Here is a 21,334-nt window from a genome sequence, read left to right as displayed (position 1 = left end):
TAGGCGGCGGAGGGGCCGGCATGAACGCGTGTCGGCCCTGGGCCAATTCCGGAAGTGAATAACCAAATTTTCCGCCTCCGTCAGGAAGCGGCCGACTATCCGGCGACGCGGCCGTGGCGGCGTGATTCGCTCATTCCCTGTGCTGCTTCGAGCTACCTCGTGTCTGCCGTGAGCTTCGGCCGGCCTGCGCAGGCGCCGACGGGCGCTCGTTGCATTATGCGGCGAGTTCCTCGGCACGCGCTGCGAACTGCTCATAAGCTTCTTGAAGGGGATCACGCACGTCAATGAAGTACGACGCTCCGACCCCGAGCAAAGCGCGCAAGTGCGCTGGCCCTGTACCCAGGTTCGGCGCGACCAGTGGAATTGTCGAACAAGGATCATTCGGGTAGAGGCGCTTGTACTCGGAAAAGTTGTCGAACAGCTCAAGACCGTTCCCACCGAACGTCTCGGTGGGAGCCCCCTCGGCCCAGATTACTTCATGTGTGTTGAGCACAATCTGGAAGTACTCGATGGTCTCCATATCCGGCGGCAAAGCCGGCGCGATGGAAGTTTCGTTTACGAGATCCCTCACCGGCATCAGGAAGCCGTCGATAAAGAGTGCGTGCAGGGGCGAGAGGTAAAGGTCGGTGTGGGGTGTCTTATCGTCGATGGCGAAGCGCGACACGCGGATCGGCATGACGCGCTTACTCCAGGAAGCCCCATTCCGTCTAAAGGTGTGTCGCCCGATCCACTTTATCGGCAAATCCTCGCCGCGCATCGTTTTGACGAGATCGCCAATTCCAAGATCCTCAATCTGTGCCTCGCCACGCGAAGTCAGAACCCGCGTGCCTTTGAGGAAGCAGTGACCGCGACCGCCGCCGTGCCCGCCGCCGTAACCGCCACCGTTACCGGGTGTGGCCTGAGAGCTCGGCGGCAGGGCTATCGATGCGAGAGCTGCGATACCAGCCAATTTGCCAGCAAACGCGACCGATGCACGCACGAAGTGGCGGCGTGCGGGGTTAAGTGTGTGTTGGTTATTGGAAGCACGCATGGCAGCCTCCTGCATGATTACACTTCGGCATTTTAGCTTCATCCAAGCCGGCCGTTTCGGTCAATTGGGTTGACGCGAGTTCGCTCTGTTCTTGCGAAGTACCTCTTCGGAGGGACGCGGAGCAATGCGGCCAGCATACAACCGCCCACAGACTTGAACGCCTGAGGCTTTCCGATGGCGCACGGTAAAGACGTATGCATGCGGCACCGCCTTGCAGGCGAATGTGAAGGTCTCCTAGCGCGTGATGAGATTAGGTTGAGTTGGAGCGGCAACGGAGGTTCACCTCTCCCTTGGGAGAGGCATAGGCCGCCTTCGGCGGCCGTCCTTGAGAGAACGCCGAAGCGCGGCTTCGGCTATGGCGGTAGCGCCGGGTGAGGGATTAAGGTCTCTCGTTGGAGCCGCGGCCCCTCACTCGATTTGCTGCGCAAATCGACCTCTCCCCGTCGGGGAGAGGTGAAGCGAATACGTGGCCGAATCGCTTCGATCCAAACTCATCTTGCTCTAGGGTCAAAAGCCGTCGATTGCGGCTAAGCCCGGCGATGTCCGCTTTGCCCTCGAAGGGCGATGGAGAGGCCGGCATGAAGGCTGTCGGCCTTGGGCCAACAGATGACCTGACCGACTCAAACTAATTCGCTCGCTTCCAAATCACATCGACGACATCTCCGGTCGGAGGACGAACTGTCAGCATCAGTTGGTCCCCTGTTATCGACCACAAAGCGCCTCTGATCTGTGCCACTCCAGTTCGGAAAGGAACTGCCTTGGACGTGAATGGCGATGCTGCTATCCGCCTCGTTTGTCGAATACGTTCCGAAGTAGGTTATCGTGCCATCCGCCGTTTCTTTGTTTTCCTGAGGCGTGCCCTGCCACAACGCATTGCTCGCGTATTTGGCGCGATCTGATCGCATCACCGTAATGATGTATCGACCACCGGCATCAAAGAAGGCGATACCCTTCGGGCGGTCCCCATAGCGTTCAACCTTTGTGCCGTCACTTCTCCTCTGCTCCCACGAAAGCAGCGTCCAAGTACCAACCAGTTGATCCTTAAGCGATTGTTTCTGGCCGAGCGCGTCGAATGTCATGATGGACGATCCAAAAATCGCGACAGTGCATGCGGCAAAGATCACTCGCAAACTCATTGGCTTCTCCCAAAGAGAAGACTGCATGGCGCTGATCCGGCAATGCCGCACGTTACCACGCCGGTAAGAAACGAGTAAGACTTGCATCGGCATGCCCGCCTCGGATCAAAAAGCCGCCGATCGCGGCCGAGCCCGGCAATGTCCGCTTCACCCTCGAAGCGCGACGTGGAGGCAGACATGGATGCATGTCGGCCTTGGGCCATAAGCGGGCTCATGCGGTTTGGCTGCCCTCAACTTTTGCAGCGGAACTCCGGTCACCACGCAAACGGTGCTGTCGCCTTGTCTCTGATTCGCCACACGAACTCCGGCATGAGATCGATGCGGGGGAATTGCGCCGGATACATCTGCTGCAGGACCGCGTTCAGCGGATAAAGAATGAGAAAGGTGGTGCGCGTGCCGGCATAGTAATAGTTGCCTTCGCCGGTTCTGGCCGGACTGACGCGGCCATCCACGAGCGGATGGTTCAAGAAGCGCTGCAGTGTCTTGATCGCTTCGACCAGCGGATCGCCGTCGCGGCCGTTGCAGTGCTCGTTCACCGTCATCTTGTCGATTGCCGCTCGGACTTCGGGCGTCGTCCCGTGAAATTTTCCGAGTTTGTAAAAGCACCACTTTACGAACAGCACGTCGTCGGACTTGTTGGCGCCGTTCTTGCCGACGGCTTGATCGACGTTCCAATAGAATAGCGGTCCTTTTGGCGATGAGATGATAGCGGGTCGCATGGCCCCTCCTTGGCAGGCTGACGACGATGCCATTCCATGATCGCAGCGCCTCATTACCAGCCTCTCGACCCTCATCGTACTGGTTCCACTCGTCCGATTGAAGGCCTTACGGAATACATTTGGTTCAAACGCGAACGGATGGGCCAGTCACCCGTTAGCGACCGATGTCGCGGCGCTGCAATATGTCGCGAGGGGCCTCAGCCGAACTCACGTCCGCTGGCTCAAAAGCCGCCGATCGCGACCGAGCCCGGCGATGTCCGCTTCACCCTCGAAGGGCGACGTGGAGGCAGACATGGATGCATGTCGGCCTTGGGCCATAAGCGGACATCAGCGAACTTCCCGAAAGCGGACGCGTTGTCGATCGCGGGGGACGTGAATCTGGCTTTGCCAAAGGGACATAGCGCCCCGACAGTTGGTGTCACGGTTGCGCGCAGACGCATTCGATCTTGCCGGAAGGAGGATAGCGAGATGACAGAACGAATTTCGCTGGAGGGAAGGGTCGCGGTTGTGACTGGCGCAGGTCGCGGGCTTGGGCGGGCCTACGTCGAACTTCTCGCCGAACGCGGCGCCCGGGTCGTTGTGAACGACCTGGGGACCGAGGTATCGGGGTTCGGGAAGGATTCCACGATCGCGGGACAGGTGGCCGATTGCATTCGATCCCGTGGAGGCGAGGCAATCGCGAATGACAGCAATGTTTCCACCCCTGAAGGTGGCAGTGACCTGATCGCGACGACCATCGAGCATTTCGGGAGAATAGACCTCCTCGTGAACAACGCTGGTATCTGCGGAAGCCAGCTATTCGAGGACGCCACGCTTGACGATTTCGATCACTATTGGCGGGTGCACCTCGGCGGGCCGGTTAACACGGTGAAGGCTGCCTGGCCGTATATGGTCGCACAGCGCTACGGGAAGATCATCTTCACGACGTCAGTCAGCGGCCTGTTTGGGTTACGTGGCCAAGCCACCTACGCTGCGGCCAAGTGCGCGGTAGTTGGATTGATGCGCATTCTTGCAATTGAAGGCGCTGAGCATGGGATTCTCGTGAACACCATTTCGCCAGCCGGGTACACGAGGATGCACCCAGCGGCGGTTGCGGATCCCGCTTGGCTGAAGCAGAGCGAAGCCACAATGCCGGTTGAGGCTGTTGCGCCAGCGATCGTCTGGCTGGCAAGCGATAGTTGTTCGGAAACGAACAGGATCTACAACGTGGAAGCCGGAGTGATCCAACGTATCGCTATCGTCATGGGACCTGGCTTCAACGATCCACACCTGACACCCGAGAGCATCGCCGAGAACTACGCAAAGGTCGAATCGATCGAGGGCTTCTTCGAGCCGGGTCCGTTCGAGCCCGGTCAGATACCCGCAACGGCGAAGTCTTGAGGAACGAGGTTACGTCATGGCGACGTTCGACTCTGGCAGACAGCGTTACTCTATGAACTTCTACGCAAGTCATCAACGGCCGCTCCAGCGGCGGAGCTACACTGGCCGCCCAAGTAGACCTGCTGAAGGTCAGCTAAGGGGTCAAAAGCCGTCGATTGCGGCTAAGCCCGGCGATGTCCGCTTTACCCTCGAAGGGCGGCGTGGAGGGCATGTCGGTCTTGGGCAATGACGTAGCAGATTACACCACCTGAAAAATCTCCAGTGTTCGCGTGTTCGTGGCGAGCGAGCCGCTGGCAATCGCGCAGATGCGGTTCAACCAGCCATATTTGTCCGAGCTCGTCTCGAAATAGGGTGTGGCCCGGAAATAGTACGTCCCCGGGTCAACGGTTTCGTTGCGATGCAAGCGGTCCAAGACATCTTTCGGAACGTGGCGAAGGCCCTTCCAGTGCATATAAATTTGATGCTTGTCGTCGGTCTCGAGCATCAGCCGCACTTCGATATCCAACACGTCGTCGCGGCGCAGAAGCGTCCATGCGCCACCCCCCGGCAATACCACGCCCTTGAGCTTTGGGCCTTCGAAGCTGCCGGTATTGAGCCTTGCGATGCGCCGGATGCCATAAGGCGTGTCACCTAGAATCGAGATTTCAAAATCCAGGTCGATGGTGAAAAGAAACTCGGTCTTGATCTCGGGCACGGGTTCCGTTCCCAGGACGTGCCACTATGGACCATATTGACTATTGCAGCGAAGAAGTCGGCCATTGTCGGATGTCGCTGCGCTCATTCATTTTGAATCAAACATGTCCGCTGAGTGTCAGAACCGATGACGGACGAGCCCGGCAATTTCCGCTTTGTCCTCTGGCGTCGACGTTGATGAATGCTCGCCCTACGCCGGCTTCACGATCACCTTCAGCCCGTCGCGCGGCTTCGGAATCGGCCACATCTGCCAATCGGCCTTGTAGCCCGCCGGCAGCGACACATCGAGATTCTGCACGAAGTGCCGGGCAAAGCACTTCGCCTGCATGTTGGCGAAGTGCAGGCCGAGGCACATATGCGCGCCGCCGCCGAACGGCACCCAGGCGAAGCGGTGGCGGCCGCGCTGCGCCTCCTCGGTGAAGCGCAGCGGATCGAACCTCTCAGGCTCCGGCCAGATGTCCTTCATGTGGTGCGTGAACAGCGGATTGACGCCGACCATGGTGCCGGCGGGGATCGCATATCCCCTGAAGGAGAAATCGCGCACCGCGCGCCGCGGCATCGACGGCACCGGCGGCTTCAGCCGCAGCGCTTCCTTGAACGCCATCTCCGACAGCGGCATCGCGTTGAGATGCTCGAGGCTGGTCGGCTGGTCGGACGCGATCCCGAGCGCGGCGACCTCGTCGCGCAGCTTCCGCTGCCATTCCGGATGCGCGGCGAGCTCGCCGACGAACGAGGTCAGCGACGAGGTCAGCGTGTCGTGCGCCGCCATCATCAGAAAGCTCATGTGGTCGATGATGTCCTGCTCGGAGAGCAGCGCGCCGTCGTCGTGCTTCAACTGGCACAGCTGCGAGAACAGGTCGTTGCCGCCGCCGCGGGCGCGCCGGATCGGAATCTGCTCGGCGAAATAGGCGACGATGCGCTTTCGGCCCCTGACTCCGCGCGCCATTTGCGTGCCCGGCAAGGGCTTGCGGATCGGCGCCACTGCCGCAGCCACCATGTCGACGAAGGCACGGTTGATCTCGTCGACCTCGGGGCCGATGTCGGCGCCGAGGAACGAGGTCGCTGCGAGGTCGAGCGTCAGCTGCTTCATCGCCGGATAGATCAGCATCTCCCCTCGTTTCGTCTTCCACTGCGCCACGCGCGCAGCGATCCCCATGTCGAGCTCGGTGAAATACGATTTCATCGGCTCGCTTTTGAAGGCGACCGACAGCGCGCGGCGATGCAAGCGGTGCTCCTCGAAATCGCGCAGCATCAGCCCGCGCGGAAACAGCAGGCCGAGGATGCGGCCCCAGCCATGTTCGGATGAGAATTGTTTGGCCTGGTCGAACATCACGAGTTCGTTGGCTTCGGGTCCGAGCAGCACGATGCTGGTCTCGCCGAACAGATGGCTGCGGTAGCACAGGCCATACTTCGCGGCGTTCTGCTCGATATGACCCTTGGGGTCGGCGAGCACTTCCAGCGTCTTGCCGATGATGGGCCAGCCCTCGTCGCCCGGGATATGCTTCAGCGAATTACGCTTCGGCGGTGTGAGCGCGTAGGGGGTAGGTGCCACATTCTGCATCGACATGGCCATTGCTCCGATTGGGACGCCATCGCCTGGATACGGTCGGACGAGGTGGAAGCTGATCGTCCGAAAATCATCATGCTCAAGAAATAGGTCCGGTCAGCAAATAGCCCTTTGCCGCTCCCGCATCAGCTTCCGCCTCGTGCGGGAGGCCGCGCAGGGCTGTGCCAGTCTAGCCGAAAACGACGCCTGCGCGGGGAGAAAACAACGACGCCGACGGCATTCCTGCGGATTTGTGATCGCACAATCATTGGCCCATATTGCTGCTGGGTCCGCCGTGGTCCAGTCGCGCAGATCAGATCGACGATCACGATGGCCGGTCCGGACGAGCCGAAGAATGTGCTCTTCGTCACAACCGTGTCTTCGTCGTCTGGAGACGAAGACGAGAGGTGCGACAAATTAACCCGACGGGCAATTTTCCGCTTCGCGATTGACCCAACTCAGATGTTCAATCCCCCCGTCTCACCCGATTGAGGGGCGCGTCGCGATCGTCACGAGTGTTGCGGTGAGATGCGGTGGACGCGGATGTCACGACTGACGAGCGTGACGGATGCGGACGGTGAAGTCGTGTGGTCTCGACGCCCCAGTGGCAGGTGTCTCTTCGCAAGATGCGAAGCATCTTTGTGAAGACGGTGACAAAAAAGCCAAGTCTCGCCGGGGAGAGCACGAAGTAAGCCGTAAACCATCGCGCAGGGAAAGCCGGAGTGTTTTCCGGTTTCACCTGTGGTCCTACCCCTGTGCTTTTTTCACTGCACAGGGCCCATGGGTGCGATCGGCACCCGGCTTTCCCTGCGCCCTCTGATCGAGATGAGGACGAAACGAAGAGCAAAGCTCGGACAAATCATGTCGCGAGAATGCGGATTTTTGCGCAAGCACCAGACAACGAAAACGGATGGTCGCGCTCAATTCTGCCCCCGTCATGCTGAGGAGGCCGCAGAGAGGCCGTCTCGAAGCACGACGGCCACCAGCGAGGCCGGCCATCCTTCGAGGCTCGCTGCGCGAGCGCCCAGGATGACGGAACGAATAGCTGCGCGAACACAGCGCGACGCGCCGAAGTCACGCCTTCTGCTTGGCGGCCGCCTTCTGCAGATCCGGTGCATTCACGGCGGGGATGGCGACGCGGCCGGGGCCGGTCTGCTGAAGCGCGGCGGCGGCCTTGTCGTTCTCCATGATCTTGGCCATCACCGCTTGGCCTGCACGCTCGAACACTGCGCGATTGTCGATCAGGAACTGGCGCGACTTGCGCAGGCCATCGATATAGCCGTTGATCTCGGGGATCACATAGCGCGCGACCAGGTCCCAGCTCCGGCGGGTGTTTTCCGGATTGGCCCAGTCATGCGCGAAGCCCACGATGGTGCCGACGCCGCCGGACACCTGCACGAGATTCTTGATCATCTTCACGAGATCATCCGGCGTGCCGATGGTGGAGGCGGCGCCGTCGACGAAGGCGGTCTTGTCGACGGCTTCGTCCGGCGAGGAGAACGCGGTCAGGCCCGGCCGCATCAGGGTGCCGACATTATACTCGTTGTGCCAGCGCATCAGGCCGGCGCCGGCCTCGCGCCGCGCCTGCTCGCGGGTCTCGGCGATGTGCCACGACAGCAGCACGCGCCAGTTCGAGCGGCTCACAGTGGTGCCGGCCTTCTTGGCGGCATCCTCGGCAAACTGCCATTGCTGCGGCAGCGCCATCAGGCCCTGAGTCGACATCGAGCCGAGCGAGATGATGCCGATGCCGTACTTTCCGGCCAGCGTCATGCCCGACGGCGAGATCTGCGAGGCCACCACGAACGGCATGTCCTCCTGCAGCGGCAGGATCTGCAGCGCGGCGTCGTGCATCTCGAACCAGTCGCTCTTCGCCGTGACGCGTTCGCCGTTGAACAGCCGGCGGATCACCGCAATCGCCTCGTCCTGGCGGTCGCGCTGCGTCATCGGGTCGATGCCGAGCGTGTGGGCGTCGGAGGCGAGCGCGCCGGGGCCGGAGCCGAAGATGGCGCGGCCGCCGGTCATGTGGTCGAGCTGCACCATGCGCTGCGCGACGTTGAATGGGTGGTGATAGGGCAGCGAGATCACGCCGGTGCCGAGCTTGATGCGCTTGGTCCGCTCGCCGGCGGCGGCCAGGAACATCTCCGGCGACGCGATCGTCTCCCAGCCCGAGGAATGGTGCTCGCCGCACCAGAACTCGTCATAGCCGAGGTCGTCGAGCTGCTCGACAAAATCGAGGTCGCGGCGGAATTGCAGCATCGGATGCTCGCCGATCGGGTGATGCGGGGCGAGGAAGGCTCCGAACTTGAGGCGCGCCATAGGTCGTTCTCTCCGGCTTATTTGTTATCGGGGGCTTTTGATCAACCTACGGGGTGGGCCCGGGCATGGCAATGCTTGGGGGCTGCAGCGCCCGCATGGTTGTTGCGCAAATCGGCGGCGCTTGCCGCCGTCCGGAATGTTTCCCAGCGCGTCAACGCAAGTTGGCCCCCGAGGCCGAACTCCCGTGATCCGTTTCTTACCTCGGAGGTAATCGAACGGATGACCGGAATCTGCTGATGTCAGGCGTCTCATTGTTTCGGGCGGGGCCACAGCGCATGCATCAGATCGTTTCGGCGCGAGCGGACACATCCCGCCGCTGGTGGGTGCTTGCGATCGTCGTCGCCGCGCAGTTCATGTTCGGCGTCGATGCCTTCATCGTCAACGTGGCGATCCCGACGATTGCAGTGGAGCTGAAGGCGACGCCGGCGCAGATCGAGGCCGTGATCGCGATCTACCTGATCGCCTATGCGACGCTGGTGGTGACCGGCGGCCGGCTCGGCGACATCTACGGCACAAGAAACGTGTTCATCGCCGGCGTCGCCGGCTTTTCGCTGACCTCGCTGTGGTGCGGCCTCGCGCAATCCGGCCCCGAGCTGATCGCAGCAAGGCTGGCGCAGGGGACGACCGCGGCGCTGATGGTGCCGCAGGTGCTGGCGACACTGCATCTGCAGTTCTCGGATGCCGCCCGCGCGCGGGCCTTCGGCATCTACGGCGTCGTGCTTGGGCTCGCGGGTGCCGCGGGCTTCATGCTCGGCGGCGTGCTGGTGACGCTCGATCTCGCCGGCCTCGGCTGGCGCGCGGTGTTCTTCGTCAACGTGCCCTGCGGCGTCATCATCATCGCGGCGGCGCTGAAGATCATGCCGACCGTACCGCGCCGCGTCGGCATGCGGCTCGATATAGCAGGCGCGCTCGTGCTGTTCGCGGGCCTGCTGTGCCTGATCGGCCCGCTGCTGTTCGGCTACGATCTCAACTGGTCGGGTGAGGTGTGGCTGGTGATGGCGGCGGGCGTTGCGATCGTGGCCGGCTTCGTGCGGCTGGAGCGCATCGTGGCGTGCCGCGGCGGCATGCCGTTGATCGATCTGGCGCTGCTGTCGGACGTCGCCTTCATGCGCGGATTGGTCGCCGTGTTCTTCTTCTTTTTCGCCAATCTGTCCTTCTACCTCGTCATGACCATCTTCATGCAGAGGGGCTTGCAGATTCCGCCGCTGCAGGCGGGACTGGTGTTCGTGCCGCTGGCGTTGACCTTCGTGGTCGCCTCGCGCCACAGCGGCGTGCGCGCCCGGCATCGCGGCACGCTGGTGCTGATCGAGGGCTGCGCCTTGCAGATCATCGGTCTTGCCGCGCTCGTTGCCGCCGTCGAGATGATCGCGGCACCGTCGGCGCTGATGCTTGCGCTGGTGCTGATGATTGTCGGCTATGGTCAGGGACTGGTGATGGCGCCGTTGTCGAGCGCGGTGCTCTCGAGCGTGAATCCTGCGAGCGCCGGTGCAGGCTCGGGCATGTATGGAACGACAACGCAAATCGGTAATGCGGCCGGTGTCGCCGCAATCGGCGCGGTTTTCTTCGCCGTCGAGACTGCGATTTCATCACGCGTGGCGCTGTTTGCGGCATGCGCATTGTTTGTGCTGTCGGTCGCGATTTCAGCCGCATTTCTGTCATGGATGCGTCGCGCCAGCGCATGATCCGAAAAGGTAGAAGCCGTTTTCCGAAACATCATGCTCAAATCAGGAGATGATCACGCGTTAACGCCGAATCTCACGATTCAGAGGGAATGACAGCACACGGCCTTTTCAGTTTGCAGTGCAGCAACTATCTGGTTTGGTAACACCAGAAGAAGAATCACCTCAGGAGTTGCTGTTGTCACTGGTCAACAACGTCGAATTTCTGCGTCATCTGCCCAAGATGAACGCGTTCAACGGCTTGGGCGCGCTCGCTCCCGCCGTGCCGACGCCGCTCGTCGAGACGACCGAATTCGGCGCCAATCCCGGCGCACTGAAGATGTTCTCGTTCGTGCCCGCGCAGCTTGCGCGGTCGCCGGCGCTCGTCGTCGTGCTGCATGGCTGCGGCCAGACGGCGGCGTCCTACGATCTCGGCACCGGCTGGTCGACGCTCGCCGGGCATTACGGTTTCGCGCTGCTGGTGCCGGAGCAGCAGGCGATCAACAACGGCAATACCTGTTTCAACTGGTTCAACCCGGAGGATATCGCGCGCGGCCACGGCGAGGCTCGTTCGATCAGGCAGATGATCGCGCACATGGTCAGCACGCATCAGGTCGATCCGCGGCGCGTCTATGTGACGGGATTGTCCGCCGGCGGCGCGATGGCCTCCGTCATGCTCGCGACCTATCCCGATGTGTTCGCGGGTGGCGCGATCATCGCTGGCCTGCCGTACGGCGTCGCCAGCAATCTGCGCGAGGCGCTGCATGCGATGATGCATGCGAGCGCACTGCCCGCGCCTGAGCTCGGCGATCTCGTCCGCAAGGCCTCGACGCACAAGGGCGCGTGGCCGAAGATCTCGGTATGGCACGGCAGCGCCGACCGCACCGTGCATCCGGCCAATGCCGATGCGATCGTGCGGCAATGGCTCGACGTCCACGGTCTGCCGCTTGGCGCGATGTCGAAATCCGATGTCGACGGCCACGCGCGCGAGGTCTGGTGGAATGCCGACGGCGAGACGCTGGTCGAGTCCTACACCATCACCAACATGGCGCATGGCACGCCGCTCGGCCTCGCCGACAATGACGAGCGCTATGGCGTGGAGGGCGCGTTCCTGATCGAGGCCGGAATCTCGTCATCCTATCACATCGCGAGCTTTTTCGGCCTGACCGATCGAGCGCGTCAGCCGCATGTGGCGCCGACGGGTGTCCCGCGCGAGCGCGCCGACACGATCTCCATGACGATTCCAGTGACGGCGTCGGAGCCCGCCACCGCAGCGGCACCCGGCCGCCGCAGCACCCGGCCGCGCAAGGCGCGGAGCCGCGGCGTCGATGTCGGCCGCGTCATCGCGCGGGCGCTGACGGCCGCGGGGCTGATGAAATAGCAGGCGAGGTTGGCGCCTGAGCAGCTCACATCTCGCCGGTCAGGAACGGGTTCGTCATCCGCTCCTGGCCGATGCTCGAGCCCGCGCCGTGGCCGCAGATGAAACCGACATCGTCGCCGAGCGGCAGCAGCTTCTCCTTGATCGACTGGATCAGCGTCGCATGGCTGCCGCCGGGCAGGTCGGTGCGCCCGACCGAGCCCGCGAACAGGACGTCGCCGACATGCGCGAAGCGCAGCTCCTTGTTGAAGAACACCACGCTGCCCGGCGAATGCCCGGGGCAGTGCAGGATGTCGAAGGTGAGATCGCCGATCGAGACCTGGTCGCCCTCGTCGAGCCAGCGGTCCGGGCCGAAATTGCGCACCCCGGTCATGCCGAAGCGCTCGCCGCTCGAGACGACATTGTCGAGCAGATATTTATCGGCGATGTGCGGTCCCTCGATCTTGACCTGCAGCGCGTCGCGCAGCTCCGCGGCGCCGCCGACATGATCGATGTGGCCGTGTGTCAGCCAGATCTTCTCCACCGTCACGCCGGTCTGCTTGATCGCGGCCTGGATCTTCGGCACGTCCCCGCCGGGGTCGATCACCACGGCCTTCTTGGTTGGCTCGTGCCAGATGATGGTGCAGTTCTGCTCGAACAGCGTCACCGGTACGATGATCGCGCCGGCCTTCGGTTTGGTTTCGGTTTTCTCGTCCATGACGTCACCATAGGCTTCCAGGAAAAGCCGTCAACACGGACTGGAAATGCGCCTGACCCGGCGTGTGATCCCAAAACAGACCGTGATAAGGTCGTGCCTGGCAGAACAAATTCGTGAGCAGCCCGGTACGCCGCTGCTCTCAACCATGATCTAGGTCCTCGCAGTCCGGAACTCCATGACCCAGGCCTCAAAACCACCGCTCGGCGGACACCGGACTACTGCCCGCGCATTCTTCGTCGCGGACCGCATCAACACGTCCGGCCTGGAGCGCGGCGACGTGCTGGCCACGACGCCGCTTGCATTCCGCGTCAACGACAGTGGCGTCGCCATTCTGTTCCGTTACGGCGTCGTCGTCCTGATCGGTCTCAACGCGCTCGAGGAGGATGAATTCCTTCGCAGCCTGCAGTCACGGATGACCGGCCATTTCACCCGGCGCGAAGAGGAGATCGCGATCATCGAGGTCGCCGCGGAGAAGGACGATCAGATTCCGCCCGGCGGTCCGATCTATCTGCAAGGCCTGTCGCCGGAACGCCTGATCATCGTCGGCGAGGCGCTGGCCAAGAGCGTGGTGCTGGCGCGGCACGAGCGCGAGGTCGCGGCCGTCTTCGACATGACCGAGCCATTGGCGCGTGAACTTGCCAAGGGCGGGCGGATCTACGGCGGGCGCGCTGCGATCCTGAAGCACATCGGCAATGCGCTGTTGGTCCGGCATCGCGTGTCCGGTCCGGTCGAGGTGTCGGAGAAGCCGGACATCCTGTGGGACAAGCCGCAGCTCGAGCGGCTCTACGCCCGGCTCGAGGATGAGTATGAGCTCAAGGAGCGTGCCGAGTCGCTGAATCGCAAGCTTGCCGTCATCGCCGAGACCGCCCAGGTCCTGACCGACATCATCGACACCGGCCGCTCGCTGCGGCTGGAGCTGATCATCGTCTTCCTGATCCTGTTCGAGGTTCTGATCACCATCTTCCAGATTGTGACGGCCCGGCACTGAGCCCGCCGTCATTTTTCCGTCCCGAATTGTGCGTCATCCGTGAACCCGGCGGTGGCACCGGGCGTTGCCCCGCTTGGGCCGGGCGGCGAGCTTGGGGTGCGGGATGGATCAGGGCGACACGGACTGGTGGCGGCACGGAATCTTCTATCAGATCTATCCGCGCTCGTTTCAGGATACTGACGGCGACGGCGTCGGCGACATCAGGGGGATCATCAAGCGGCTGCCTTATCTGACGGAGCTTGGCGTGGATGCGATCTGGCTGTCGCCGATCTTTCCTTCGCCGATGGCCGATTTCGGCTACGATATCTCGGACTACACCGCCATCGATCCGCTGTTTGGGACGATGGAGGATTTCGACGAGCTTGTCGCGGCCGCGCATGATTCCGGCCTCAAGCTGATCCTCGATCTCGTCCCGAACCACACTTCCGAGCAGCATCCCTGGTTCGTCGAGGCGAAGAGCTCACGCGAGAACCCCAAGCGCGATTGGTACATCTGGCGCGATCGCGCGCCTGACGGTGGGCCGCCCAACAACTGGCTGTCCGAATTCGGCGGCAGCGCCTGGGCGTATGACGAGGCCTCGGGGCAATATTACTATCACGCCTTCCTCGCCCAGCAGCCCGATCTCAACTGGCGCAATCCCGAGGTGCGGGCGGCGATCTACGACGTGATGCGCTTCTGGCTGCGCAAGGGCGTCGATGGCTTCCGCGTCGATGTGATCTGGCACCTGATCAAGGACGCTGAATTCCGCGACAATCCGCCGAACCCGCACTATATCAAGGGCCGGCCGCCGTACGAGACATTCCTCACGCAATACTCGACGGACCAGCCCGAGGTGCATGCCGTCATCACCGAGATGCGCCGCGTCACCGAGGAGTTCGATAATCGCGTGCTGATCGGCGAGGTCTATCTGCCGCTGCACCGGCTGGTCGCCTACTACGGCAACGATCTGCGCGGCGCGCAGATGCCGTTCAATTTCGCGCTGCTGTCGACCATGTGGAGCGCGCGTTCGGTCGAGAAGATCATTGTCGACTACGAAAAGGCACTGCCGCCGGGGGCATGGCCGAACTGGGTGCTCGGCAATCACGACCGGCCGCGGGTGGCGAGCCGGGTTGGGCTCGCACAGGCGCCAGTCGCCGCGATGCTGCTGCTGACGCTGCGCGGGACACCGACGCTCTATTACGGCGACGAGATTGGGATGCGTCAGCTCGCGATCGCGCCGGACCAGGTGCGCGATCCCTTTGAGAAGAACGTGCCGGGCATCGGTGTCGGCCGCGACGGCTGCCGCACGCCGATGCAATGGAGCGCAGAGCGCTACGCTGGTTTCTCGACAGTGGAGCCCTGGCTGCCGCTGGCACGCGACTTCGCCGGCGACAACGTCGCCGGACTGGAGGCGGACAGGGCATCGATCCTCAACCTCTACAAGGCGCTGATCGCGCTGCGGCGACGGATGCCGCAGCTCGTCCGCGGCAATTACGAGCCGGTGGCGGCGCATGGTGACGTCCTGCTCTATCGGCGGCGCAGCGCGGAAGGCGTGGCGGTGATCGCGCTGAATCTTGGTACGGAGGCCGCGGCGATCATCTCCAGCGCCATCGGCTTCAGCAATGAGATCCTGCTGTCGACGTTCATGGACCGGCAGGGCGAGAAGATCGAAGGCAAGCTCGAACTGCGTGGCAACGAGGGCGTGATCCTCGGCCTGCCATTGCCGTGATGATTTTCGTGATGTGAGCACAATCCTGAGGCTCCCTCTCCGCTTGTGGCGGAGGGCCGGGGTGGGGGTCTCTCCGCAGTGGGTTGGATAGTCGATCCTGACTATCCAACCAGCGGCAACGCGGTTCCGTCGCGAATTCGCGGCCGAATCCGGCGCTGCCGCCGCGCAACGGAATCGGCTAATCTTGCCGCGATGGAATCGCCCGCCCACCAGATCGCGCTTGTGCCCGCGCCTGACCGACGCCAGTCGGAGACCGCGCTTGCGGTCGCGCGCGGCACGGCGAGGCTCCTGAGATCGCTGGGCTTTTCCTGCATCAGTGAGTTGCCGCTGCCGTCCGGCCGCCGCGCCGACCTGGTCGCGCTCAATGAGCGCGGCGAGATCTGGATCGTCGAGATCAAGTCGTCGGTGGAAGATCTGCGCGCCGACCAGAAATGGCAGGACTACCGGATGCATTGCGACCGGTTGTTCTTCGCCTTTACCCAGGATCTGCCGTGCGAGATCTTTCCCGCCGATACCGGCCTGATCATCGCCGACGCCTATGGCGCGCATTTGCATTGCGAGGCACCCGAGCATCGCCTGCCGGCGCCAACGCGCAAGGCGATGACGGTGCGCTTTGCCATGGCCGCGGCGCAGCGGATCAACCGGCTGGTCGACCCGCAGGGGCATAGCGAGTTTTGAAGACGGTCACGCAGCCCGGATGAAGCGCAGCGCAATCCGGGTAAGCCTTTCCGCTGAACGGTCCGCCCCGGATTTCGCTGCGCTCCATCCGGGCTACAAAAAGCAAATGGCCGGGACGTCCAGCGCGAAGACGAGCTTCGCGCTTTTGCCCGGCCATCACGAAGGAATGTCAAACGACGCTTACCGCGGCGCGCGCTTGGCGAGGATGCGCTGCAGCGTGCGGCGGTGCATGTTGAGCCGGCGCGCGGTCTCCGAGACGTTGCGGTTGCACATCTCGTAGATGCGCTGGATGTGCTCCCAGCGCACACGGTCGGCCGACATCGGATTGGTCGGCAGCTCGGACTTCTCGGTACCACTCGCCAACAGCGCGGCGACGACGTCGTCGGCGTCGGCCGGCTTCGACAGATAATCGACGGCGCCCATCTTCACCGCGGTGACGGCGGTGGCGATGTTGCCGTAGCCGGTGAGCACGATCGCACGCGCATCGGGACGCTTGCGCTTCAACGCCGAGACGACGTCGAGACCGTTGCCGTCGCCAAGCCGGAGGTCGACGACCGCGAAAGCGGGCGCGGCACGGCCGATCTCGGCGAGACCATCGGACACAGTATCGCATGACGTCACCGAGAAGCCGCGTGTCTCCATGGCGCGCGACAGGCGCTCCAGGAACGGCTTGTCGTCCTCGACAATGAGGAGCGATCGGTCGGTGTGCTCATTCAGTTCAGCGATAGCGTTCACTGTCGATTTTTCCCTGTGGCAGACCGCCATTATATGGGGGCGCAGTGCGGCGCTGCCAAGGCAGCCGAAAGTCGCGGCCGCTGCATCAGTAATGCCAGACGTGTGATTGAGAATTGTTCTTAAGATGCGCTCTCGGCGTTCGGCGCTGTGCCTTCGAAGCGCTCGCGCGGCCAGACGATCTGAGCGACGGCGCCGTGATCGGGGAAGATGCGGTTGGTAAACGACACCTTGGCGCCGGTGCGCTCCAGCAGCGTCCTTGCGATGAAAACGCCGAGACCCAGGCCTCCGCGGGTATTTTGAGCCTCATCTGCGCCCCGGCGGCGCGACAGATAAGGTTCTCCGATCCGTTTCAGCATGTCCGGCGCGATGCCCGGACCGTCATCGGAGATCACAATCTCAACGGTTTCGGCATTCCACCACGCATTCACCTCGACCGTCCGGTGCGCGAAATCGACGGCATTTTCCAGAATATTTCCGACTCCATAGAGAATCGCGGGGTTGCGGGCGCCGATCGGCTCGGGTGTCGCTGCGACAGCAAGCCGCACCTTGATATTGACGCCGAAGTCGCGATGCGGCGCCACCGCCTCCTCGATCAGCGTCGACAGCTTCATGTTGTCGAACGGCGCGCCGCTCGATGACAACTGCGCGATCTTGCTCAGGATGTCGCGGCAGCGCTGCGCCTGCTCGCGCAGGGTCTTCAGGTCACCTGCGAGGCTCGGCTCCTGCACCGTCTTCTCGAGTTCGCGCGAAATCAGGAAGATCGTCGACAGCGGGGTGCCGAGCTCGTGCGCCGCGGCGGCGGCAAGGCCGTCGAGCTGGGTCAGATGCTGCTCGCGCGTCAGCACCAGTTCGGTGGCCGCGAGCGCGTCGGAGAGCTGACGCGCTTCCTCCGTCACCTGAAACGCATAGAGGCTGGTGACACCGATCGCGAGCAGGATCGAAAACCAGACGCCGATCAAATAGATCGGCGGCAGCACCAGCGGATCGTCGGCGTCCCACGGCAGCGGAAGATGGTAGAAGAACAGCGCCGAGGCGCAGGCGACCGCTAGGCAACCAAGCGCGATGGTCAGCCGGACCGGCAGCACCGTGGCCGAGATCAGCACGGGTGCGAGGAACAGGAACGAGAACGGGTTCTGCAGGCCGCCGGTGAAATAGAGCAGCGCGGCAAGCTCCACAATGTTGAGCGCGAGCAGGGCAGCGGCGTGGGTCGGCTCCAGCCGTTGCATCGGATTGAAGGCGATCTGCAGTCCCAGATTGAGCAACGCCGAGAACGCGATGATGCAGACGCAGGGTACGATCGGAACGTCGAATTCCAATCCCTGGGCGACGATGAAGATCGCCACCAGCTGGCCAAGCGCGGCCAGCCAGCGCAGCCGCAGGATCGTATCCAGGCGGACATAGCTGCGTGGCTGGCGGAAATCGGAGGCGGCGAGGTCGGTCATATCTGGACCTTAGCTGTGCTATGGGCAGCGCACAAATTCGCGACTTACCGCAAGGAGGCGGCGCAAGCCTTGCGCTTATTGTCGCAATGGCTCAATGAACGGCCATATGCAACAGAGCGAGACAGGTCAGGGGCAACCGCCGGCGGCCGATCTGAGCGGATCGGCAGCGATCGATGTCGCGCATCTGGTCAAGCTCTACAAGACCACCCGCGCCGTCGACGATATCTCCTTCCGCATCGCGCGCGGTAGCATCACCGGACTGCTCGGCGGCAACGGCGCCGGCAAGACCACGACGATCGCGATGATCATGGGGCTGGTGCTGCCGACCTCGGGCCGAGTTCAGGTCTTGGGCGCCAAGATCCCCGAGCAGAGCTACGACGTGCTCGGCCGGATGAACTTCGAAAGCCCCTATGTCGATATGCCGATGCGGCTCACGGTGCGGCAGAACCTGACGATTTTCGGGCGCCTTTATGCGGTGACGCATTTGCGCGAGCGGATCGACCGGCTTGCCGCCGATCTCGACCTCAAGGATTTCCTCGATCGCGCCAATGGAAAGCTGTCCGCCGGGCAAAAGACGCGCGTCGCGCTCGCGAAGGCGCTGATCAACCAGCCGGAACTGCTGCTGCTGGACGAGCCGACCGCGTCGCTCGATCCTGACACCGCCGATTGGGTGCGGCAGCATCTTGAAACCTATCGCAAGACCCACAACGCCACGATCCTGCTCGCATCGCACAACATGCTGGAGGTCGAGCGCCTGTGCGACCGCGTCATCATCATGAAGCGCGGCAAGATCGAGGACGACGACAGCCCTGACCGGATCATGGCGCGCTATAACCGTGACACGCTGGAAGAGGTGTTTCTCGACGTCGCGCGCGGCCGGATGCGGGAGGGCGTGACGTGAGTGAGGTCGTGAGCCGGCAGAATCACGGAATTTCCCTGCATCGCATCAATGCGATGGTGCTGCGCTATTGGTATCTGTTGATGTCGTCGTGGCCGCGGCTTCTGGAACTGGTCTATTGGCCGGCGCTGCAGATCATCACCTGGGGCTTCCTGCAGACCTACATCTCGCAAACCTCGGGTTTCTTCGCCAGGGCCGGCGGCTCGCTGATCGGCGCCGTCATCCTCTGGGACATCCTGTTCCGCGGGCAGCTCGGCTTCTCGATCTCGTTTCTCGAAGAGATGTGGGCGCGCAATCTCGGCAACCTGATGATGAGCCCGCTGAAGCCGATCGAGTTCCTGCTCTCGCTGATGATCATGAGCCTGATCCGGCTCGCCATCGGCATCACCCCGATGACGCTGATGGCGCTGTTCTTTTTCGGCTTCAACTTCTACGCCATCGGGGTGCCGCTGATCGCGTTCTTCTGCAATCTGATCTTCACGAGCTGGTCGGTTGGCGTGTTCGCCTCGGGCCTGGTGCTGCGCAACGGGCTCGGCGCCGAAAGCATCGTCTGGACGCTGATGTTCGCGGTGATGCCGCTCGCCTGCATCTACTATCCGGTCGATGTGCTGCCGGTCTGGCTGCAATATGTCGCCTGGACCTTGCCGCCGACCTATGTGTTCGAGGGCATGCGCGCGCTTCTGATCGACCACGTCTTCCGCGCCGACCTGATGATCGATGCGCTTCTGATCAACGCGGTCCTGTTCGCTGCATCTTTTGCAACCTTCCTTGCCCTCTTGCGCAGCGCCAAGCGTCACGGATCGCTGCTCAGCGCTGGTGAATAAATGTCACTTTCCCAAGGAATTTCGCTGTTTTAGGCAGATATCGACCCTAAATATACCTAGCGTCGCATTGACGCATTATTGCGCATTCGTCAGTATGCTGCGGCGCAAAACAGGGGTATGACAGGGGTCAGAACGACGATGCCGATTGGTGAATTTGGCGGTGCCCCGCCACTGGTGGCGGAAGGCAGGCCGGCACTCACGACGCCGCTTTACTGGATGTACGAGATGGCGCATGCGTCGCTCAATCCGGCGCGCGCGGTGACCGACGCCACCAAGATTCTGTTCCAGAATCCGCTCAATCCGTGGACGCACACCGAGTTCGGCAAATCGGTCGCTGCCGCATGCGAATTGTTCGAGCGTACCACCCGCCGCTACGGCAAGCCCGAATGGAACCTGCCCACGACCGAGGTCAACGGCATCCACACCGCGGTCGAAGTCCGTTCGATTTGGGAAAAGCCGTTCTGCCGCCTGCTGCATTTCGACCGCAAGCTGACGCGCCCGCTGCGCGCGCCCCAACCGCGCGTGCTGATCGTGGCGCCGATGTCGGGCCATTATGCGACGCTGCTACGCGGCACGGTCGAGGCATTCCTGCCGACGCATGAGGTTTACATCACCGACTGGGCGGACGCGCGCATGGTGCCGCTTGCAGCCGGCCGCTTCGATCTCGATGATTATGTCGACTACGTCATCGAGATGCTGCACACGCTCGGCGGCAACATCCATGTCATCGCGGTGTGCCAGCCGTCGGTGCCGGTGGTCGCGGCCGTGTCCGTGATGGAAGCGAACAAAGATCCCTTCGTGCCGCTGTCGATGACGCTGATGGGCGGTCCGATCGATACAAGGCGCAATCCGACCGCGGTCAACAACCTGGCCGAAGAGCGCGGCATCGAATGGTTCCGCAACAATGTCATCACCAAGGTGCCGTTCCCGCATCCCGGCGTGATGCGCGACGTCTATCCGGGCTTCCTGCAGCTCAACGGCTTCATCAGCATGAACCTTGACAGGCACATGGACGCGCACAAGGCGCTGTTCGCCAATCTGGTGAAGGGTGACGGCGATCTCGTCGACAAGCACCGCGAATTCTACGACGAGTACCTCGCGGTGATGGATCTCACGGCGGAGTATTACCTGCAGACCGTGGAGCTCGTGTTCGTCAAGCACGCGCTGCCGAAGGGCGAGATGACCCATCGCGGCAAGCCGGTCGACCCCTCGAAGATCCGCCGCGTTGCGCTGATGACGGTGGAAGGCGAGAAGGACGACATCTCCGGCCTCGGTCAGACCGAGGCGACGCACGCGCTCTGCACCGCGATTCCCAAGCATCGCCGCGTCCACTACGTGCAGAAGGGCGTTGGGCATTACGGCGTGTTCAACGGCTCGCGTTTCCGCTCCGAAATCGTGCCGCGCATCTCCGATTTCATGGTTTCGGCGGCCACTACGCGGCTTTCCCTGGTCGCAGCGGCCGAATAGGTATCGTTTCGGCCGCGATTTCGGTCGCGGCACAAGCTGCT

General features: G+C 62.7%; 18 protein-coding genes. 9 read left to right on the top strand and 9 right to left on the bottom strand.

All coding sequences use genetic code 11. From position 1 onward, the window contains the following. Positions 1-214: 214 nt before the first annotated feature. The 3 genes from MTX23_RS34595 to MTX23_RS34585 form a co-directional block, all read right to left on the bottom strand. Positions 215-1,030: a Hint domain-containing protein gene (locus tag MTX23_RS34595; RefSeq protein ID WP_280974544.1), complete on the bottom strand. Its 816-nt coding sequence runs from the start codon at positions 1,028-1,030 to the stop codon at positions 215-217. Between the two features lie 620 nt (positions 1,031-1,650). Continuing rightward, positions 1,651-2,259: a lipocalin-like domain-containing protein gene (locus MTX23_RS34590; RefSeq protein ID WP_280974543.1), complete on the bottom strand. Its 609-nt coding sequence runs from the start codon at positions 2,257-2,259 to the stop codon at positions 1,651-1,653. A gap of 161 nt (positions 2,260-2,420) precedes the next feature. After that, on the bottom strand, positions 2,421-2,885 hold the full coding sequence (locus MTX23_RS34585; protein WP_280974542.1) for a hypothetical protein: 465 nt from the start codon (positions 2,883-2,885) through the stop codon (positions 2,421-2,423). Positions 2,886-3,353: 468 nt separating this feature from the next. Here MTX23_RS34585 and MTX23_RS34580 point away from each other — a divergent pair, with 468 nt between their 5' ends. Next, entirely contained in the window at positions 3,354-4,265 is a 912-nt protein-coding gene (locus MTX23_RS34580) for an SDR family NAD(P)-dependent oxidoreductase (RefSeq protein ID WP_280974541.1), read from the top strand. A gap of 238 nt (positions 4,266-4,503) precedes the next feature. On the opposite strand, the gene MTX23_RS34575 is transcribed toward MTX23_RS34580, so the two are convergent. The 3 genes from MTX23_RS34575 to MTX23_RS34565 form a co-directional block, all read right to left on the bottom strand. After that, entirely contained in the window at positions 4,504-4,959 is a 456-nt protein-coding gene (locus tag MTX23_RS34575; protein WP_280974540.1) for a DUF3237 family protein, read from the bottom strand. Positions 4,960-5,148: 189 nt separating this feature from the next. Then, the gene (locus MTX23_RS34570) at positions 5,149-6,525 is read right to left on the bottom strand and encodes a cytochrome P450 (RefSeq protein WP_280974539.1); all 1,377 of its coding nucleotides are present in this window, start codon (positions 6,523-6,525) and stop codon (positions 5,149-5,151) included. A 1,053-nt stretch (positions 6,526-7,578) separates the two neighbouring features. Next, the gene (locus tag MTX23_RS34565) at positions 7,579-8,820 is read right to left on the bottom strand and encodes an LLM class flavin-dependent oxidoreductase (protein ID WP_280974538.1); all 1,242 of its coding nucleotides are present in this window, start codon (positions 8,818-8,820) and stop codon (positions 7,579-7,581) included. 275 nt (positions 8,821-9,095) lie between these two features. Here MTX23_RS34565 and MTX23_RS34560 point away from each other — a divergent pair, with 275 nt between their 5' ends. Then, positions 9,096-10,502, top strand: coding sequence for an MFS transporter (locus MTX23_RS34560; RefSeq protein ID WP_280974537.1), 1,407 nt, complete (start codon positions 9,096-9,098; stop codon positions 10,500-10,502). Between the two features lie 175 nt (positions 10,503-10,677). Beyond that, complete coding sequence (locus MTX23_RS34555) at positions 10,678-11,859, top strand: PHB depolymerase family esterase (RefSeq protein ID WP_280974536.1); 1,182 nt, start codon at positions 10,678-10,680, stop codon at positions 11,857-11,859. Positions 11,860-11,884: 25 nt separating this feature from the next. Here MTX23_RS34555 and MTX23_RS34550 read toward each other — a convergent pair whose 3' ends face one another. Beyond that, a complete protein-coding gene (locus MTX23_RS34550) occupies positions 11,885-12,553 on the bottom strand; it encodes an MBL fold metallo-hydrolase (protein WP_280974535.1) in 669 nt (222 codons plus the stop codon). Positions 12,554-12,728: 175 nt separating this feature from the next. On the opposite strand from MTX23_RS34550, the gene MTX23_RS34545 reads away from it, so the two are divergent. The 3 genes from MTX23_RS34545 to MTX23_RS34535 all read left to right on the top strand — a co-directional run bounded on the left by MTX23_RS34545 (position 12,729) and on the right by MTX23_RS34535 (position 15,927). After that, positions 12,729-13,541, top strand: a complete 813-nt coding sequence (locus MTX23_RS34545) for an RMD1 family protein (RefSeq protein ID WP_280974534.1) — start codon at positions 12,729-12,731, stop codon at positions 13,539-13,541. Positions 13,542-13,644: 103 nt separating this feature from the next. Next, a complete protein-coding gene (locus MTX23_RS34540; RefSeq protein ID WP_280974533.1) occupies positions 13,645-15,249 on the top strand; it encodes an alpha-amylase family glycosyl hydrolase in 1,605 nt (534 codons plus the stop codon). Positions 15,250-15,441: 192 nt separating this feature from the next. Next, on the top strand, positions 15,442-15,927 hold the full coding sequence (locus MTX23_RS34535) for an MmcB family DNA repair protein (protein WP_280974532.1): 486 nt from the start codon (positions 15,442-15,444) through the stop codon (positions 15,925-15,927). Between the two features lie 180 nt (positions 15,928-16,107). Here MTX23_RS34535 and MTX23_RS34530 read toward each other — a convergent pair whose 3' ends face one another. Together MTX23_RS34530 and MTX23_RS34525 are read right to left on the bottom strand one after the other, a co-directional pair. After that, complete coding sequence (locus MTX23_RS34530; RefSeq protein ID WP_280974531.1) at positions 16,108-16,662, bottom strand: ActR/PrrA/RegA family redox response regulator transcription factor; 555 nt, start codon at positions 16,660-16,662, stop codon at positions 16,108-16,110. A 119-nt stretch (positions 16,663-16,781) separates the two neighbouring features. Next, on the bottom strand, positions 16,782-18,104 hold the full coding sequence (locus MTX23_RS34525; protein WP_280974530.1) for an ActS/PrrB/RegB family redox-sensitive histidine kinase: 1,323 nt from the start codon (positions 18,102-18,104) through the stop codon (positions 16,782-16,784). A 106-nt stretch (positions 18,105-18,210) separates the two neighbouring features. Here MTX23_RS34525 and MTX23_RS34520 point away from each other — a divergent pair, with 106 nt between their 5' ends. The 3 genes from MTX23_RS34520 (at position 18,211) to phaZ (ending at position 21,293) form a co-directional block, all read left to right on the top strand. Beyond that, a complete protein-coding gene (locus MTX23_RS34520; RefSeq protein ID WP_280974529.1) occupies positions 18,211-19,005 on the top strand; it encodes an ABC transporter ATP-binding protein in 795 nt (264 codons plus the stop codon). Then, positions 19,002-19,826, top strand: a complete 825-nt coding sequence (locus MTX23_RS34515; protein ID WP_280974528.1) for an ABC transporter permease — start codon at positions 19,002-19,004, stop codon at positions 19,824-19,826. Before MTX23_RS34520 ends, MTX23_RS34515 begins: the two co-directional genes overlap by 4 nt. A gap of 138 nt (positions 19,827-19,964) precedes the next feature. Beyond that, the gene (phaZ, locus tag MTX23_RS34510) at positions 19,965-21,293 is read left to right on the top strand and encodes a polyhydroxyalkanoate depolymerase (protein ID WP_280974527.1); all 1,329 of its coding nucleotides are present in this window, start codon (positions 19,965-19,967) and stop codon (positions 21,291-21,293) included. Positions 21,294-21,334 lie beyond the last annotated feature (41 nt).

It is taken from the genome of Bradyrhizobium sp. ISRA436, from assembly GCF_029910015.1.
Lineage (GTDB): Bacteria > Pseudomonadota > Alphaproteobacteria > Rhizobiales > Xanthobacteraceae > Bradyrhizobium.
This window is presented reverse-complemented; position numbering and strand designations above follow the sequence as displayed.